At 42.8% G+C, this 14,327-nt stretch carries 18 protein-coding genes and 1 rRNA gene; 14 read left to right on the plus strand and 5 right to left on the minus strand.

Annotation, left to right across the window (positions count from 1 at the left end):
• Positions 1 to 97 precede the first annotated feature (97 nt).
• Positions 98 to 1,732 carry a phospholipase D family protein gene (locus tag NI469_RS12190; RefSeq protein ID WP_253175308.1) on the plus strand — a complete coding sequence of 545 codons (1,635 nt, stop codon included), beginning with the start codon at positions 98 to 100 and terminating at the stop codon, positions 1,730 to 1,732.
• Positions 1,733 to 2,080: 348 nt separating this feature from the next.
• On the opposite strand, the gene NI469_RS12195 is transcribed toward NI469_RS12190, so the two are convergent.
• Positions 2,081 to 2,890 (minus strand): lysophospholipid acyltransferase family protein, encoded by an 810-nt coding sequence (locus NI469_RS12195; RefSeq protein ID WP_253175310.1) that lies wholly within the window; start codon positions 2,888 to 2,890, stop codon positions 2,081 to 2,083.
• 189 nt (positions 2,891 to 3,079) lie between these two features.
• Here NI469_RS12195 and NI469_RS15890 point away from each other — a divergent pair, with 189 nt between their 5' ends.
• The 8 genes from NI469_RS15890 (at position 3,080) to NI469_RS12230 (ending at position 8,015) form a co-directional block, all read left to right on the plus strand.
• The gene (locus NI469_RS15890; protein WP_005263660.1) at positions 3,080 to 3,211 is read left to right on the plus strand and encodes a hypothetical protein; all 132 of its coding nucleotides are present in this window, start codon (positions 3,080 to 3,082) and stop codon (positions 3,209 to 3,211) included.
• A gap of 77 nt (positions 3,212 to 3,288) precedes the next feature.
• Positions 3,289 to 4,629, plus strand: a complete 1,341-nt coding sequence (gene hflX / locus NI469_RS12200; protein WP_253175312.1) for a ribosome rescue GTPase HflX — start codon at positions 3,289 to 3,291, stop codon at positions 4,627 to 4,629.
• A gap of 40 nt (positions 4,630 to 4,669) precedes the next feature.
• Positions 4,670 to 5,041: a hypothetical protein gene (locus tag NI469_RS12205; RefSeq protein WP_004281691.1), complete on the plus strand. Its 372-nt coding sequence runs from the start codon at positions 4,670 to 4,672 to the stop codon at positions 5,039 to 5,041.
• A 9-nt stretch (positions 5,042 to 5,050) separates the two neighbouring features.
• Positions 5,051 to 5,725: an LrgB family protein gene (locus NI469_RS12210; RefSeq protein ID WP_004732186.1), complete on the plus strand. Its 675-nt coding sequence runs from the start codon at positions 5,051 to 5,053 to the stop codon at positions 5,723 to 5,725.
• Between the two features lie 86 nt (positions 5,726 to 5,811).
• Positions 5,812 to 6,258, plus strand: a complete 447-nt coding sequence (locus NI469_RS12215; protein WP_168730866.1) for a DUF2147 domain-containing protein — start codon at positions 5,812 to 5,814, stop codon at positions 6,256 to 6,258.
• 203 nt (positions 6,259 to 6,461) lie between these two features.
• The gene (locus tag NI469_RS12220) at positions 6,462 to 6,911 is read left to right on the plus strand and encodes a DUF2147 domain-containing protein (protein ID WP_253102425.1); all 450 of its coding nucleotides are present in this window, start codon (positions 6,462 to 6,464) and stop codon (positions 6,909 to 6,911) included.
• A 60-nt stretch (positions 6,912 to 6,971) separates the two neighbouring features.
• Positions 6,972 to 7,421 (plus strand): DUF2147 domain-containing protein, encoded by a 450-nt coding sequence (locus tag NI469_RS12225; RefSeq protein WP_004645963.1) that lies wholly within the window; start codon positions 6,972 to 6,974, stop codon positions 7,419 to 7,421.
• A 147-nt stretch (positions 7,422 to 7,568) separates the two neighbouring features.
• A complete protein-coding gene (locus NI469_RS12230; RefSeq protein ID WP_004281686.1) occupies positions 7,569 to 8,015 on the plus strand; it encodes a DUF2147 domain-containing protein in 447 nt (148 codons plus the stop codon).
• A 52-nt stretch (positions 8,016 to 8,067) separates the two neighbouring features.
• Here NI469_RS12230 and NI469_RS12235 read toward each other — a convergent pair whose 3' ends face one another.
• Genes NI469_RS12235 through pdxA form a run of 3 tightly spaced genes read right to left on the minus strand, consistent with a single transcriptional unit; the run spans position 8,068 to position 10,734 of the window.
• Positions 8,068 to 8,913, minus strand: a complete 846-nt coding sequence (locus tag NI469_RS12235) for a symmetrical bis(5'-nucleosyl)-tetraphosphatase (protein ID WP_253175314.1) — start codon at positions 8,911 to 8,913, stop codon at positions 8,068 to 8,070.
• Between the two features lie 6 nt (positions 8,914 to 8,919).
• Positions 8,920 to 9,732, minus strand: a complete 813-nt coding sequence (gene rsmA / locus NI469_RS12240) for a 16S rRNA (adenine(1518)-N(6)/adenine(1519)-N(6))-dimethyltransferase RsmA (protein ID WP_253175316.1) — start codon at positions 9,730 to 9,732, stop codon at positions 8,920 to 8,922.
• A gap of 33 nt (positions 9,733 to 9,765) precedes the next feature.
• A complete protein-coding gene (gene pdxA / locus NI469_RS12245; protein ID WP_253175317.1) occupies positions 9,766 to 10,734 on the minus strand; it encodes a 4-hydroxythreonine-4-phosphate dehydrogenase PdxA in 969 nt (322 codons plus the stop codon).
• A 305-nt stretch (positions 10,735 to 11,039) separates the two neighbouring features.
• Between pdxA and rplM the strand changes: the two genes are divergently transcribed.
• The 5 genes from rplM (at position 11,040) to NI469_RS12270 (ending at position 13,957) form a co-directional block, all read left to right on the plus strand.
• Positions 11,040 to 11,468: a 50S ribosomal protein L13 gene (rplM, locus tag NI469_RS12250; protein WP_004281682.1), complete on the plus strand. Its 429-nt coding sequence runs from the start codon at positions 11,040 to 11,042 to the stop codon at positions 11,466 to 11,468.
• 13 nt (positions 11,469 to 11,481) lie between these two features.
• Positions 11,482 to 11,868: a 30S ribosomal protein S9 gene (gene rpsI / locus NI469_RS12255; RefSeq protein WP_004281681.1), complete on the plus strand. Its 387-nt coding sequence runs from the start codon at positions 11,482 to 11,484 to the stop codon at positions 11,866 to 11,868.
• A gap of 331 nt (positions 11,869 to 12,199) precedes the next feature.
• A complete protein-coding gene (locus NI469_RS12260) occupies positions 12,200 to 12,853 on the plus strand; it encodes a glutathione S-transferase N-terminal domain-containing protein (protein ID WP_153566430.1) in 654 nt (217 codons plus the stop codon).
• Positions 12,854 to 12,862: 9 nt separating this feature from the next.
• Positions 12,863 to 13,291: a ClpXP protease specificity-enhancing factor gene (locus NI469_RS12265; RefSeq protein ID WP_253175318.1), complete on the plus strand. Its 429-nt coding sequence runs from the start codon at positions 12,863 to 12,865 to the stop codon at positions 13,289 to 13,291.
• A gap of 18 nt (positions 13,292 to 13,309) precedes the next feature.
• Entirely contained in the window at positions 13,310 to 13,957 is a 648-nt protein-coding gene (locus NI469_RS12270; RefSeq protein WP_004281678.1) for a hypothetical protein, read from the plus strand.
• Positions 13,958 to 14,204: 247 nt separating this feature from the next.
• Here the strand turns inward: NI469_RS12270 and rrf are convergent.
• Positions 14,205 to 14,319 (minus strand): 5S ribosomal RNA (rrf, locus tag NI469_RS12275).
• Positions 14,320 to 14,327: the final 8 nt, after the last annotated feature.

Consider the following 14,327-nt stretch of genomic DNA (forward strand, 5'->3'; position numbering starts at 1 on the left):
TGGCCTTATTCAGTCGAGCAGCAGATTACTGGCTTTATATTTATCTTTTCATAGCTGGCAATTATACTCAATTCTAATTTTTCATTCTTCGACTTATATGGCCACTGCTCCCCGCGATCAAGTTCATCTTCAATCCTCAAGTTTTATACGTACTCATCGCTATAAAGCCGGCATTTTACTGAGCTGTAGTCTGGTTCTGGGTCTACCTGCGTGTAGCACCTTACCCAAGCAAACCGAACAGCCAAGCCAGATGGCATTTGAAACGGATACATCGCAAACCAGCCTGGCACAAATTGTTGAACCTTTACGTGATCAGAACATCGGGTTGACCGGTTATCGCGTGCTGTATGATCCGCTTGAAGCACTGGCTGCGCGGATTCAGCTGATTAATAAAGCGGAACGCAGTCTGGATCTGCAATATTACATCTGGGATAACGACCGGATCGGTGCCCTCGCCCTGCATGCGATTATTCAGGCAGCGGATCGTGGCGTAAAAGTGCGCCTGTTGATGGATGACAATAATGCCAAGAAAATGGAAGGGATTTATCTGGCCTTAAACCAGCATCAAAATATCGATGTCAAACTGTATAACCCCTATCGCTTCCGTAAATACCGCGCCATGGACATGGTGCTGGATTTAAAACGCATTAACCGCCGCATGCATAATAAAAGCTTTATTGCCGATAACCAGATTGCCTTGATTGGCGGGCGCAATATGAGCAACCAGTATTATAATGTCAGTGAAAGCTATCAGTTCTCCGATGTCGATGTGATGCTGGTCGGTGCAGCATCGGATGAAATCATTCATTCCTTCGATGAATACTGGAATGATGATTATGCCTATCCGGTGCAAGAGGTGGTGAATCCACGGCATCATGGCTTACGTTTTCCAAGCTTAAAACAACAGCTAGAAACCCATAGTCAGGATCCAGCGACTCAAAATTATCTGGATCTGGCTAATCGTTCCAGAGCCTTTGACCAATGGCTGGAACAAAACATTCAGCTGGATTGGGTTGAAGCCGAAGTAGTCAAAGACCCACCGAGCAAAATCAAAGCCAAAGCCAAAACCGAAGAACATCTCAATTTCCAGTTATTACAGCGTCTGGAAAAACCTGAACAAAGTGTCGATATTGTCTCTGCCTATTTTGTTCCGGAAAAAATTGGTGCAGACCGTTTAAAGAAACTGACGAATGAAAATATCAAGGTTCGCGTCCTGACCAACTCTTTTAAGGCCAACGACGTTGCTGTGGTGCATGCTTTTTACGCCAAATATCGTCAGGATCTATTGAAAAATGGGGTGCAGCTGTATGAGTTCTTAGCAGCGCCAGAAGCCAATCACCTAAATGCCAATACTGAGGAAATTTCGAAAAAAGCCAAAGTCAGCTTGAAAGGACTGAGTCGTTCTAGCCTGCATGCCAAGTTAATGGTGCTGGATCAAAAACAGGTATTTATTGGTTCTTTTAACTTTGATCCGCGTTCAGCCTATTTGAATACTGAAATTGGCGTATTGCTAAACAGTCCGTCTTTGGCACGTGCAGTACACGACACCATGGACAAAAATTTAAGCAAATATGCTTATAAACTGGTGCTGGATGCGAATCAGAACATTAACTGGAAAATCAAGAAAGCCAATGGTGACGTTCAAACGTTTACCAAAGAACCAAAAATGAAATGGTATCAGAAAGCTGGACTTAAACTGGTGTCGTGGCTGCCTATTGAAGGCTTTATGTAAGTTTGATTCTTTGAACAGCAATCCTAAAAAGTTTCTTATGGAATAATGGCGTCAATTAACGAGTTTAGAAAAAACTCCTTAATTATTTTCAGTGAACAACAGCATCTTTTCATTTTAAATTAAACGATTATAGTCTATATGCTACTTTTGTTTCGGCAAAAGTAGCCAAAACCATTTGTCACCCGCAAAACTCGTCCACTATGATCAACGATCAGATTCATCGCAAAAACAATCATTTTTTAATATCGTCCTGCCTCAGACAGTTGCGGGTGACGTTTCCACGTATCCTCTATAATCCATGTATAAAAAAATTAAAGTCGATCAATTTACAAACTAACTCGGATTATCTTATTGAGGCTTTTTTAATACCCGTGACTGAAGTTCAACCAAACCTGTCTGCATTTTTTCCTGAACCACACGGGTCAGGCTTTCAACCGTATGCCCTTCAGTGGCAATTGCAGGTAAAGCCACTAAATGTGCAATGACTTGCGGCATTTCCAGTACTTTTTTGACATGGGCGGCAAAACAGATGTCATTGACAAACGGCGCAACCATATCCAGTTCGCCCTGCTGATTCACATAACAAATCAGACAGATTTGTACAGGACGCTGGGCTTCAATCGCGGCGCCTAAAATCCGGCCATGCACTTTTTTGATGGCTCGCCCATCAGAAGTCGTCGCTTCAGGAAAGAACAGCACCGGAATATTCTGTTTCAGGAAACCGGTAATTTGTTCACGAATCCTGACGGAATCTCCTGAACCCCGTTTAATAAATAAGGTACCCCCTCCCTTGGCCAATTTCCCTAAAATCGGCCAGTTCTCAATTTCTGCTTTTGCCAGAAAAAATACGCGCGCTCCGGAACCCAGAACGGCAATATCCAGCCAGGACACATGATTACTGACCCATAAGGCGGGTTCACGTGGAATCTCGCCATGTACCTGCACTTCGATATTGAATACTTTGCATAACTGACGGCAAAAATGTTGCACATAGCGCGTATTGGTCGGTTTATTCGGATTTTTATATAAGCCATGACGAAAAACCAAGTAAAACCCTTCACTAATGGTAGCCAATGAAGCTGTGATTTTCCGGCTATACAGGAAAAACTTGGCCAAGCCTTCGATATCTGGAGTCTGGTTTTGTACAGTTGAATTCATAAAAACGTCATTAAATCCTAAGCGAGATACAGGGAATATCCACGAATTAAACTCATTCTATACTGTTCATTCGCAACTTGCATTGATAATAAAAATCGACCAATACCATCTATATCTTCAATTTTAATTGGATTAAAAAATCATTCAAACTAAAACTATCGAAATATTAGATTGAAAAGGATCGTAGCCATGCCAGATCAAACCCAGCCCGCGAACGACACACCTCAACCTTTACAAGTGCTCAAATATATTTTGGGCGGCACTTTCATCTATGCCGTGGTACTGGTAACACTTGCACAACTGTTTATCAGCGTACTCTAAACCAAAGCCGCGCTAATTCAGTATCTGCACAGCCCTTTTTCAACTACACTAAAGTTTTCAAGTGGAGATTGGCCTGAGTGGAATATTTACAACAACATCGAGGGAAAGAGCGCGTCATTCTGGTGAGTGTCAGCGTACAAATGCTGGATGACCTTGATGCTGAAGAGTTTCGTTTACTGGCCCAGTCTGCAGATGCTGAAATTCTGGAACATATTTATGCTCAGCGGGTCAAACCCGATGCCAAATTTTTTATCGGCTCCGGCAAGGCAGAAGAAATTGCTGAACGTGTTGAGGAACTGGATGCCAATCTGGTTATTTTTGACCATGCCCTAACCCCAGCCCAAGCCCGAAATCTGGAACAGGTGATCAAATGCCGTGTGGTCGATCGTACTGAACTGATTCTAGATATTTTTGCCCAGCGTGCCCGTACCTATGAAGGTAAGCTGCAAGTCGAACTGGCACAGCTGCAACATTTATCTTCACGTTTAATTCGTAGTCGTGGCAATCTCGACAGCCAGAAAGGCGGGATCGGTCTACGTGGCCCGGGTGAAACCCTGCTGGAAACGGACCGCCGTTTGCTGCGTATCCGTATGGGACAGCTCAAGGCACGTATTGATAAAGTCCGCCAGACCAGGATGCAAGGCCGTGTTGCCCGTCAAAAAGCGGCTGTGCCAACAGTATCTTTAGTCGGCTATACCAATGCCGGCAAGTCGACCCTGTTTAATTTACTCGCCAACAGCGATGTTTATGCAGCCGATCAGCTGTTTGCAACCTTGGACCCTACTTTACGGCGTCTGGAATGGGATGGGATTGGCAATCTGGTGCTGGCCGATACGGTCGGTTTTGTCCGTAATCTTTCACATTCTCTAGTGGAATCCTTTAAAGCAACTTTGGAGGAAACCGTAGAAGCCACGCTGTTACTGCATGTCATTGATTCAAGCAGCCCAGAAATGCTGGAGCAGATTGAAGCTGTAGAAAAAGTGCTGAAAGAAATTGGGGCCGATGTTCCCATCCTTCAGGTCTACAATAAAATTGACTGTAGCGGTGAAGAAGCCAAAATTATTTATCGACGCCCGGGCGAACCGGAACGGGTCTATGTCTCGGCACATAGTGGCGAAGGTATCGACCTGCTGCGTAAAGCGGTACATGAGTCCTTGATGGGGCAGCTACAGTCCTTCGATTTAATCCTGAAACCTGCCTACGGCAAGCTGCGTAACCAGCTCTATGGTCTGAATGTGATTCAGTCTGAACATTATGATGATGAAGGCCAGCTGCATCTTCATATTCGAATTGCCCCACAGAAACTGGAACAGTTGATTAAACAGGCGCATTTACCTTTAGATGAAATCCTGGGCAAACAGGCGCAGCAATTTCAACGTCCACTGGAAGCGTTTGAAATCCAGTCAAAGATCGAGTAAAACTTGATAAGTAAACTTATTAATATTAATGATCATAGCAATGAACTGGATAAAACGAATAGATTGGCCGGCATGGATCGGCACCCTGTTACTTATTATTGTCTTTCGGGAAGCTTCGGTCTGGTTAATGACTCAACTGAATCATCCTGAATTAGGCAATCTGGTCGGGTTATTGAGCCTTTTAATTGCGCTGTTTACCTGGCGCTACTTTGGCAAACTCCCCGCTCGCCTCGTGGATACCAATAACAAACTGATGAAGGAAAGCGCCTTTGCTTTCCTGCCTGTCAGTGCAGGTGCACTGATGATGCTGGTACATATGGGCCAGAAAATTCCGGCCTTTCTGTTCATCATGTTTTTCAGCACCCTGATTCCTTTATGGATTTACGCCAAAATGGCCAAGCGCTGGTTATAGGAGTTCCGCATGTTATCTATTTTGTATGGCTTTGCGGTTACCCTCATCGCCTATCTGATTGCCAAACCCTGTAACCGGTTCATTCCGCAAATTCCCGTCATCGTGTTCAGCATGTTCTTTGTACTGGTGATTTTATTTGCGCTCGGCATTCCCTATGAAAATTACATGGATGAAGTTAATCCACTTTTCAACCATTTACTCGGCTATGTGACCGTCGCACTTGCTATCCCTTTGGCCGCGATGCGCTACGATGACTTGCCGCTCAAAGCCATTATCGGCATTTTGGTTTTTGCCAGTATCAGTGCTGTCGCCTTGCCGATGGGACTGGCTTATCTGCTGCATATGTCCTCTGCAGATATTATGGCGTTTGCTACCCGCGCAGTGACCACTCCAATTGCGATTAATATTGCCACCCTGCTGGATGCACCCATCAGCATGGTCATTCTAATCGTGATTCTTTCTGGTGTGATTGGTGCAGCTTTTTCTCCATTTATTCTGAGACATATCAATGATGAACGTGCCTCCGGACTGGCTTTAGGACTAGCCGCACATGCCATTGGTACAGCTCAGGCCTGGCAGCGTGGCAGTATTGCAGGACGTTATGCCGCATTTGGTATGGCCGTCAATGCAGTCTTTACCGCGGTCTGGTTGCCTACGTTTATACTTTATTTGCAAAAAATGTGACTAGTGAATCAAATTAATCATTTGTTTTATGTGGTAATCGTTCTTACTATAGAGTAAGAACTCTAATCCAACCTAGGAACAGATATATGAATAAGGTTCAATTTTTTTCAACTTTACTTTTAGCCTCTTTCAGCCATCTGGCCTTGGCTTCCGATATTTCAGGAACATGGCGAAGTATTGACGACAAAACCGGTTCACCTAAAGCATTCCTGGAAATTCGTGAGACGGCTTCCGGCGTCTATGCTGCCAAGATCACAAAAATCACCCCGCGTCCTGGATATACTCCGAAAGAAAATTGTGTGTCCTGTCCCGCACCTTATACCAATAAACCTATTCTTGGTCTGGATGTACTCACTGGCTTAAAGCACGTCGGCAATAACAGTTTTGCTCAAGGCAAGCTGCTTGATCCATTATCAGGGAATCTTTATAACACCAAGGCAAAATTAAGTGCCAATGGGAAACGTCTTATTCTACGTGGTTATATCGGGGTATCAGCGCTTGGCCGTAGTCAAACCTGGATTAAGCAGGATTAATTCCTGCTTAATTAAAAAAATGTGATGGAGTTATGCTTTAGTAGATAGAAACTTGCATTTTAATGCATTAGGTTGTATGAATATTAAACATATGCTTTTTTCATGCAATATAGATTATGAAAGTGTATTAACGTAGTTTGCATCAGCATTCACCACATGGAATTAGGTGAATGTTTATAAAAAAATAAGGATAAGGATATCGCATGTATAAAATCGCACTTTTAACTGTTTTTTCAGCTTCTTTATTCACTAGCTCTCTGGCCTTTGCACAGGAGTTATCTGGTCTCTGGCAACAGATTGATGATAAAACCGGTTCACCTAAAGCATTGATTGAAATGAAAACTCAGGCTGATGGCTCGTATACCGGAACGATTACTAAAGTCACACCTCGCCCAGGTTATACACCACGAGAAAAATGTGTCAAATGTCCATCACCTTATACTGATAAACCGATTTTGGGATTAGACGTCATTAAAGGACTAAAACCTACCACCAAAAATAACTATGCACATGGCCGGGTACTCGATCCACTCACCGGCAAAATTTATGATTTAAAAGGCCGGATTTCTGCCAATGGGAAACGACTGACTTTACGTGGATATATCGGGATATCTGCAATTGGTCGCACACAAACCTGGATTCGCCAGGATTAATAAAAACAGCACTTTTGTGTTGGGGATATTTTATTCATCTATAAAAAAGGGATAAATATAATGAAACAAACTAAATTAGGATTAATGTTCATCGCTGCACTGATGACTGGGACTGCTTATGCACAGGATCTGACTGGCATCTGGCAGCAAATTGATGATAAAACCGGCTCACCAAAAGCGATTATTGAAATTCGTCAAAATGATAATGGGACTTTTGCCGGAAAAATTATCAAAGTGACTCCACGTCCAGGCTATACTCCACAAAAGACCTGCAATAAATGTCCCGCGCCTTATACCAATCAGCCGATCATGGGCATGGATGTATTGACTGGTTTAAAACATGTGGAAGGCACCAACAATTATGAAAAAGGTAAAGTGATTGATCCATTGGCAGGTAAAGTTTATGACGCTCGAGTGCGTCTAAATGCCAATGGTAAACGTTTAACCTTGCGTGGTTATGTGGGTGTGTCCGCTTTAGGCCGTAGCCAGACCTGGATTCGCCAAGATTAATACCTAATTCTCATTATTCAAAAAAGCTGCCAAATTGGCAGCTTTTTTTAGTGTATCAACTCTATAGTATGCAGATAAGTGTTGACTATTTTAGTAAGATTTCTAACATGAGCGGGCGATGATAAAAATTCTTTGGAATGACTCTCTATGTTTAAAAAAATATTACTTGCCGCGCTTACAGCAGGATGTATGACGAATTTGTGGGCAGACGATATTACCGGGACCTGGCAACAAATTGATGATAAAACGGGGGCGGCTAAAGCGATTATCGTCATTAGCAAAGAAGCAAATAATACCTATTCAGGCAAAATTGTAAAAATCACGCCTCGCCCAGACTATAATCCACGTGAAAAATGCAATAACTGCCCTGCACCTTATACCAATCAGCCTATTTTAGGCATGACCATTTTAAAAGGCCTAAAACTGGTTGAAGGCACCAAAAATTATGACAAAGGTCGTATTATCGATCCATTGGCAGGTAAAATTTATGATGCAAAAATGCGTTTAAACAATACCGGTAAACGTTTAACCTTACGTGCCAGCATAGGCGTTTCAGTTCTAGGCCGTAACCAGACCTGGATTCGAGCAGACTAAATTTTAAAACTAAAAAAGCCACGTAATCACGTGGCTTTTTTAATAGCTTTACTTACATCACCGGATTATCCACTGCAAACATCTGCTGATCTTCTAGGCGGAATGCCATGAGTTGATTACCCCAGACACAACCGCCATCTACATTCTGAATCTTGTTCGAAATGGTTTTACCGTTCAAGGCGGCCCAGTGACCAAACAGGATCTGATGAGTTTGTGCGGCCTGTGATTCAAACTCAAACCAAGGTTTAAATCCTTCCGGCATCGGATCATCCAGCGCATCTTTAAAGCTGTATTCCAGACGTCCCTCAGCGTCAGTTAAACGCATTCGGGTGAGGTAGTTCACGATACAGCGAATACGTTCATGGCCTTGTAGCTGATCCGACCAAAGTGCGGGTTCTTTCCCGAACATTTCTTTCAGAAAATCATCCAGCACCTCGAAGTCATCATGAGCAATGATCGCTTCGACTTCTTGTGCCAATTGAGCAGTTTTTTGTGCACTCCAGATATTCGGAATCCCAGCATGCGTCAGGATAGTCTGCTCATTTGGAAATAGACACATTGGCTGTTTGCGCAGCCAGTCAATCAAGTCATCACTGTCGATCGCATCAATCACATCACGAACATTGTCTTTTTCTTTCACCGGTTTGATGCCGCGGGCATAAGCCAGCAAAGTCAAATCATGATTTCCCAAGACCGTCGCAGCCGCACCTTGCTCAGCCAGCTTTTTGATAAACCGCAATGCTGCAATTGAGTTTTCACCACGTGCAACCAAATCTCCAGCAAACCAGATAAAATCTTGTTCTGCATCAAACTGGATTTCTTTAAGCAAAGCTTTCAAGGCCTCAAAACAGCCTTGAACATCACCAATCACATAATTATATCGAGCAGTACGGTTCATCGTAATTTATGCCACCATTTGATCTGAAAGTGCAACAAACTGTTCAAGGGTCAGGGTTTCTGGACGTGCCATCGGGTCAACACCCGCTTTTTCAAAACCCTCTTCAACCAGCATACCCTTCAAGCTGTTACGCAGAGTTTTACGACGCTGGGTAAATACATGCGATACCAGTCGTGTCAGCGCTTTTTCATTCTTCGCCATAATCGGTTTAACTTTATAAGGCTCTAAACGGAATACCGCTGAGGTCACTTTTGGTGGCGGATTAAAAGATCCAGGTGGCACTTCGAACAGGAAAGTCGGTTTACAGAAATATTGAATCATCACCGACAGACGGCCATATTCTTTGGTATTGGGTGATGCAGTAATGCGATCCACTACTTCTTTTTGCAGCATGAAATGCATGTCTTGCACTTTGTCACCAAATTCCAAGAGATGGAATAATAGTGGCGTTGAAATATTATAGGGCAAGTTACCGACGACACGTAATGGACGATCTTCCTGAAACAATTGAGAATAATCATACCTCAAGGCATCGGCTTCAATAATGGTTAAACGTTCCGGATGCGGCACACGACCCGGCAGGCCAGCAGCCAGATCACGATCCAGCTCAAGTACGGTTAAGGCATCACATTCACCAATTAAAGGTGAAGTCAAAGCGGCCAGACCCGGGCCAATTTCCAGAATGTTCTGACCTGGACGCGGATTGACTGAGCGTACAATTTTGGCAATGACACGCTGGTCATGTAAAAAGTTTTGACCAAATCTTTTTCGAGCCTGATGCCCTTCATCTTTTGGGTTTAAGGCATTAATTTGATACATAAAAACATTTCCAACGTGAGTGATGAACAATAATCAGTGGCGCGCCAGATCGAGGGCTAAATCGACAGCAACGTGCAGGCTGGAACTTTTCGCAAGTCCCGTTCCCGCAAGGGAGAGTGCTGTGCCATGATCAACAGAAGTTCGAATAAACGGTAAGCCGAGGGTAATATTAATGGCTTCACCAAAACCCTGTGATTTTAACACAGGTAAACCCTGATCGTGATACATCGCCAGAACAGCATCAGCATCTTTTAGGTTTTCTGGGGTAAATAAAGTATCAGCAGGTAGGCTTAAACTCATGTTGATACCTTGGGCACGATAGCTTTCGAGTACCGGATTAATCACTTCAATTTCTTCCATCCCCAAATAACCACCCTCACCGGCATGCGGATTTAAACCGCAAACCAGTATTTTTGGCTGTTCAATCTTGAATTTGGACTTCAGGTCGTGAATCAGAATATCAATCACCTGATGTAAGCGTTCAGGCGTAATCGCATCTGCCACGGCACGAAGCGGAAGATGTGTGGTGGCCAAGGCTACGCGTAAAGTTTTGGTGGCCAGCATCATGACCACACGCGGGACACCAGCAAATTCCTGGTAATACTCGGTATGTCCACTAAAAAAAATGCCTGCTTCATTAATTACAGATTTTTGTACAGGTGCAGTGGCGACGCCGACACTTTTTCCAGACATGGCATAGTCTGCAGATCGACGCAGTTGCTCCAGTACATAAGCCGCATTGTTCGGATTCAGCTCACCCAATACGACGTCTTGCTGCACGGGAACATGCTCTACAAATAGCTGACCGATGCCTGAAGATGACTCCTGTTCTTGATATTCAATCAGCTCAACCGATAATTTGAGTATCTGAGCACGTTGCTCGAGCATATGAATATCCGCCAATACCACAATTGGGCGCTCATCAACACGATCTGCAAGACTCAAGCAAATATCAGGACCAATTCCGGCAGGTTCCCCACTGGTGACATATAAAGGCAGCATCATCTTCTCAATTTGGCAAAGCTGAGAAATATTATAACCCGATCACGCCTACGCTGTAGTAATCATTGCAAAGAGTACTTATAAATCAATATTTTGATACCATTGAAACTATGGTTACAAATATAGTTGCAGTTTTTGTAGCATATAAAGGCTTAGGTCTTTCTTTCACCAGGGAGATTAGATAAAATACAGCGCTTGAAATTTTAATTTTCATTTGTGATTCTTCACGTATTCGTTTAGAATCGCGTCTCCTTTAGTTTGGACAGATTCCATAGTCCAAACCAACTATAATAGGTAGTGGTTTAATGAAAACTCTCAGCGCTAAGCCAGCTGAAGTTCAACACGACTGGTACGTTGTTGATGCTTCTGGCAAAACTTTAGGTCGCCTTGCGACTGAAATCGCTCGTCGTTTACGCGGTAAGCATAAAACTTCTTATACTCCTCACGTTGACACTGGCGACTACATCGTTGTTATCAATGCTGAAGAAATCACTGTGACTGGTAAAAAGTCACAAGATAAGAAATACTATCGCCACACTGGTTTCCCTGGTGGTATCCGTGAGACTAACTTTGAAAAGTTAATCGCTCACAAACCAGAAGCAGTTCTAGAAAAAGCTGTTAAAGGTATGTTACCTAAAGGTCCTCTTGGTTATGCAATGATCAAGAAAATGAAAGTGTATGCAGGTACTGAGCATCCACACGCTGCTCAACAGCCACAAGTTTTGGACATCTAAGGGATAACAGCACATGGCTACTAATTATGGTACAGGTCGCCGTAAGACCGCAACTGCACGTGTTTTCCTATCAGCTGGTACTGGTAAACTCGTAATTAACAACCGTACTCTTGAACAGTATTTCGGTCGTGAAACTGCTCGTATGGTTGTTAACCAACCACTTGAGCTTCTTGAAGCTACTGACAAATATGACCTTTACATCACTGTTGCTGGTGGTGGTATTGGTGGTCAAGCAGGCGCTATCCGTCACGGTATTACTCGTGCATTGATCGCTTCTGACGAAACTTTAAAACCTGCTCTTCGTCAAGCTGGTTTCGTTACTCGTGATGCTCGTGAAGTTGAACGTAAGAAACTTGGTTTACGTAAAGCTCGTAAACGTCCTCAGTTCTCTAAACGTTAATTCGTTTACCGAATCGGACAAAAAACCCTGGATTTTCCAGGGTTTTTTTATGGCGGTTAGTGGGTCATTTAGAACTTTTTTCTTGTTATTGTTCATGTACATCCTTACCCCATACCCCTTCGTGACACCAGAATGACTTCATCAAATAATAATTTGCGATCCCAATACAGATAAACAGCAAAATGACAGGAAGCTTGATCAGCATCTTATTTTCCTCCAGTTGTTTTTCTTATAATCTACCTCGGCTCAAGCCGATTGATCTTTGATGCTTGGTGCTTTTTAGGTTGAATTTTAGTATCCTAGTCTATTCATTAGAAGCTCATCAGGATTTATGTCAGTCGAAAGCGCGCCTCTTCAAGGAATCACTCTCTATAGTCATGCCGATGACTTTCGTTCCCATTGGATTCGCTATGTGCTTACCGAAAAACAGATTAAATATAACCTGATTTTGGTGGATGCCGATGATGAGGATCTGGCCAGTCTCAATCCTTATAATCAATTGCCGATGCTGATCGAAAATGAACTCAAATTATTTAATACTTCAATTATCTCTGAATATGTAGATGATCGTTATCGTCAGAATAAACTGTATGCCGATGCTCCAATGCCGCGCGCAGAGCAACGACAATATATCTGGCGCTTTGAAAATGACTGGCTGAAGCTGGCTGATATCATGTTACGCCATCCTGATACGCTAGATAAGAAAGCCAGAACTCAGGCACAAAAGCAGTTACAGGATATCCTGATTTCTCTGATGCCACTCTTCCAGCATTTTCCCTATTTTATGTCTGAACAATTTAGTATCCTGGATTGTATGTTGGCACCAATTTTTATCCGTCTGAAACAGATGGGCGTAGAATTACCACAGCAGCAATGCCGTCCGTTTTATTTATATTGCCAACGAATTTTTAGTCGTCCTGCCTTTGTAAAATCCATGACATTGCAGGAAAAGAACCGTTATTCAGTGCAACTCAAACATCCATAGAGAAACATCATGTCCGAACAAGAATTCAACCTTAGCCCTACCCGTCCCTATATGGCACGTGCAATCTATGAGTGGGTTTGCGATAACAATATGACGCCTTACCTGCTGGTGGATGCCACACGCCCAAATACCATGGTTCCTGAGCAGTTTATTAAAGATGGACAGATTGTTCTGAATATTGTGCCACATGCCGTGCATGCGCTGCATATGCGCAATGATGCCATTAGCTTCTCGGCTCGCTTTGGTGGCGTTTCTCGTGATATTTATGTGCCTATGGCAGCAGTACTCGGTATTTATGCACGTGAAAATGGTCAAGGTTTATTCTTTGATCCAGGTGAATATGAGCATACACAAAATGATGAAGATGCTTTAAAATCAAGCACTGAAGAACAAACTGAACAACCAAAGAAAAAACCGACTTTAAGACTATTAGATTAAAAATAATGGAGCAAGTGAATGGCTTTTGATTTAGTACAATATTTTGTTGAACAGATAGAGACTCAAAAGCCTGAGCTTCTAAAAGAATATACAAAAGAAGAAAGACGAAAATATATATCAGAAATCAATGCCTTAACTTTAGGAAAACTTATTACTGAATGGCGTCATAACCCACAAAAAATTTATAATGAAATCAATCATCCTGATGAATTATATATCCTGGAAATCGTGCGTCATCTCGCTACCAGTCCGGAAAATCAATCCACTCTGGATCGAGCCCAGCTTGAGCACAGCACTTCAGAAATTTTTCATTTACAGCTTATTGAATTAAAACAACTGCATGATACCGGCAACCATAATATCCATAGCATTCAGGAATTACTGACCGGGCAAATTGAACATTTATCTGGTCAAGCAGATGATTGGGTTTGGACAACAAACAAGCTAACAGAACTCAAAGGCTCTAAACCAATTGTGCAAGAAGAGCTATCATTGGAAGCATCAATGAAGGAGTTTAATCAAATGGTAAGCCAGAATCAGCAGCATCAAGATGTCGAAGAAGTCATTGTTATCAATACCCCAACATGGGCAAAGATTGTTGAACCCATCGTGGCGATTGTCATTCTTTGGGTATTAATCGCAGCCGTAATGCGCGTGTTTGGCTAAAATAGTCTGCAATAAAAAACCAGCGATTCGCTGGTTTTTTATTTTGTAAGGTTTATAAGATCAGCTTGTAAACTCTTATAGCGCTAGTTTTACAGAGATCCCAATAGGTCAAACAAATTAACAGGAATTCTCTGTCTCAGAAGAATCTGATCAACTTTGAGATATAGATATGTTAAATATCTTATCTAAAATTCCACGCACAAAAAAATCCCCCTCTGCCTTAGCGGAGGGGGATTTTGGAATAATGAGCTGGCGATGACTTACTCTCACATGGGTAATCCCACACTACCATCAGCGCTAAGAGGTTTCACTTCTGAGTTCGGGAAGGGATCAGGTGGTTCACTCTTGCTATGGTCGCCAGCACAACTGT

The organism is Acinetobacter lwoffii (assembly GCF_024129735.1).
GTDB classification, from domain to species: Bacteria; Pseudomonadota; Gammaproteobacteria; order Pseudomonadales; family Moraxellaceae; genus Acinetobacter; species Acinetobacter lwoffii_H.

What these genes read in the sequence shown, in the direction of transcription:
- NI469_RS12190 (WP_253175308.1), top strand. Translation starts at nt 98, where the DNA reads ATGGCCACTGCTCCCCGCGATCAAGTTCATCTTCAATCCTCAAGTTTT.
- NI469_RS12195 (WP_253175310.1), bottom strand. Translation starts at nt 2,890, where the DNA reads ATGAATTCAACTGTACAAAACCAGACTCCAGATATCGAAGGCTTGGCC.
- NI469_RS15890 (WP_005263660.1), top strand. Translation starts at nt 3,080, where the DNA reads ATGCCAGATCAAACCCAGCCCGCGAACGACACACCTCAACCTTTACAA.
- NI469_RS12205 (WP_004281691.1), top strand. Translation starts at nt 4,670, where the DNA reads ATGAACTGGATAAAACGAATAGATTGGCCGGCATGGATCGGCACCCTG.
- NI469_RS12210 (WP_004732186.1), top strand. Translation starts at nt 5,051, where the DNA reads ATGTTATCTATTTTGTATGGCTTTGCGGTTACCCTCATCGCCTATCTG.
- NI469_RS12215 (WP_168730866.1), top strand. Translation starts at nt 5,812, where the DNA reads ATGAATAAGGTTCAATTTTTTTCAACTTTACTTTTAGCCTCTTTCAGC.
- NI469_RS12220 (WP_253102425.1), top strand. Translation starts at nt 6,462, where the DNA reads ATGTATAAAATCGCACTTTTAACTGTTTTTTCAGCTTCTTTATTCACT.
- NI469_RS12225 (WP_004645963.1), top strand. Translation starts at nt 6,972, where the DNA reads ATGAAACAAACTAAATTAGGATTAATGTTCATCGCTGCACTGATGACT.
- NI469_RS12230 (WP_004281686.1), top strand. Translation starts at nt 7,569, where the DNA reads ATGTTTAAAAAAATATTACTTGCCGCGCTTACAGCAGGATGTATGACG.
- NI469_RS12235 (WP_253175314.1), bottom strand. Translation starts at nt 8,913, where the DNA reads ATGAACCGTACTGCTCGATATAATTATGTGATTGGTGATGTTCAAGGC.
- rsmA (WP_253175316.1), bottom strand. Translation starts at nt 9,732, where the DNA reads ATGTATCAAATTAATGCCTTAAACCCAAAAGATGAAGGGCATCAGGCT.
- pdxA (WP_253175317.1), bottom strand. Translation starts at nt 10,734, where the DNA reads ATGCTGCCTTTATATGTCACCAGTGGGGAACCTGCCGGAATTGGTCCT.
- rplM (WP_004281682.1), top strand. Translation starts at nt 11,040, where the DNA reads ATGAAAACTCTCAGCGCTAAGCCAGCTGAAGTTCAACACGACTGGTAC.
- rpsI (WP_004281681.1), top strand. Translation starts at nt 11,482, where the DNA reads ATGGCTACTAATTATGGTACAGGTCGCCGTAAGACCGCAACTGCACGT.
- NI469_RS12260 (WP_153566430.1), top strand. Translation starts at nt 12,200, where the DNA reads ATGTCAGTCGAAAGCGCGCCTCTTCAAGGAATCACTCTCTATAGTCAT.
- NI469_RS12265 (WP_253175318.1), top strand. Translation starts at nt 12,863, where the DNA reads ATGTCCGAACAAGAATTCAACCTTAGCCCTACCCGTCCCTATATGGCA.
- NI469_RS12270 (WP_004281678.1), top strand. Translation starts at nt 13,310, where the DNA reads ATGGCTTTTGATTTAGTACAATATTTTGTTGAACAGATAGAGACTCAA.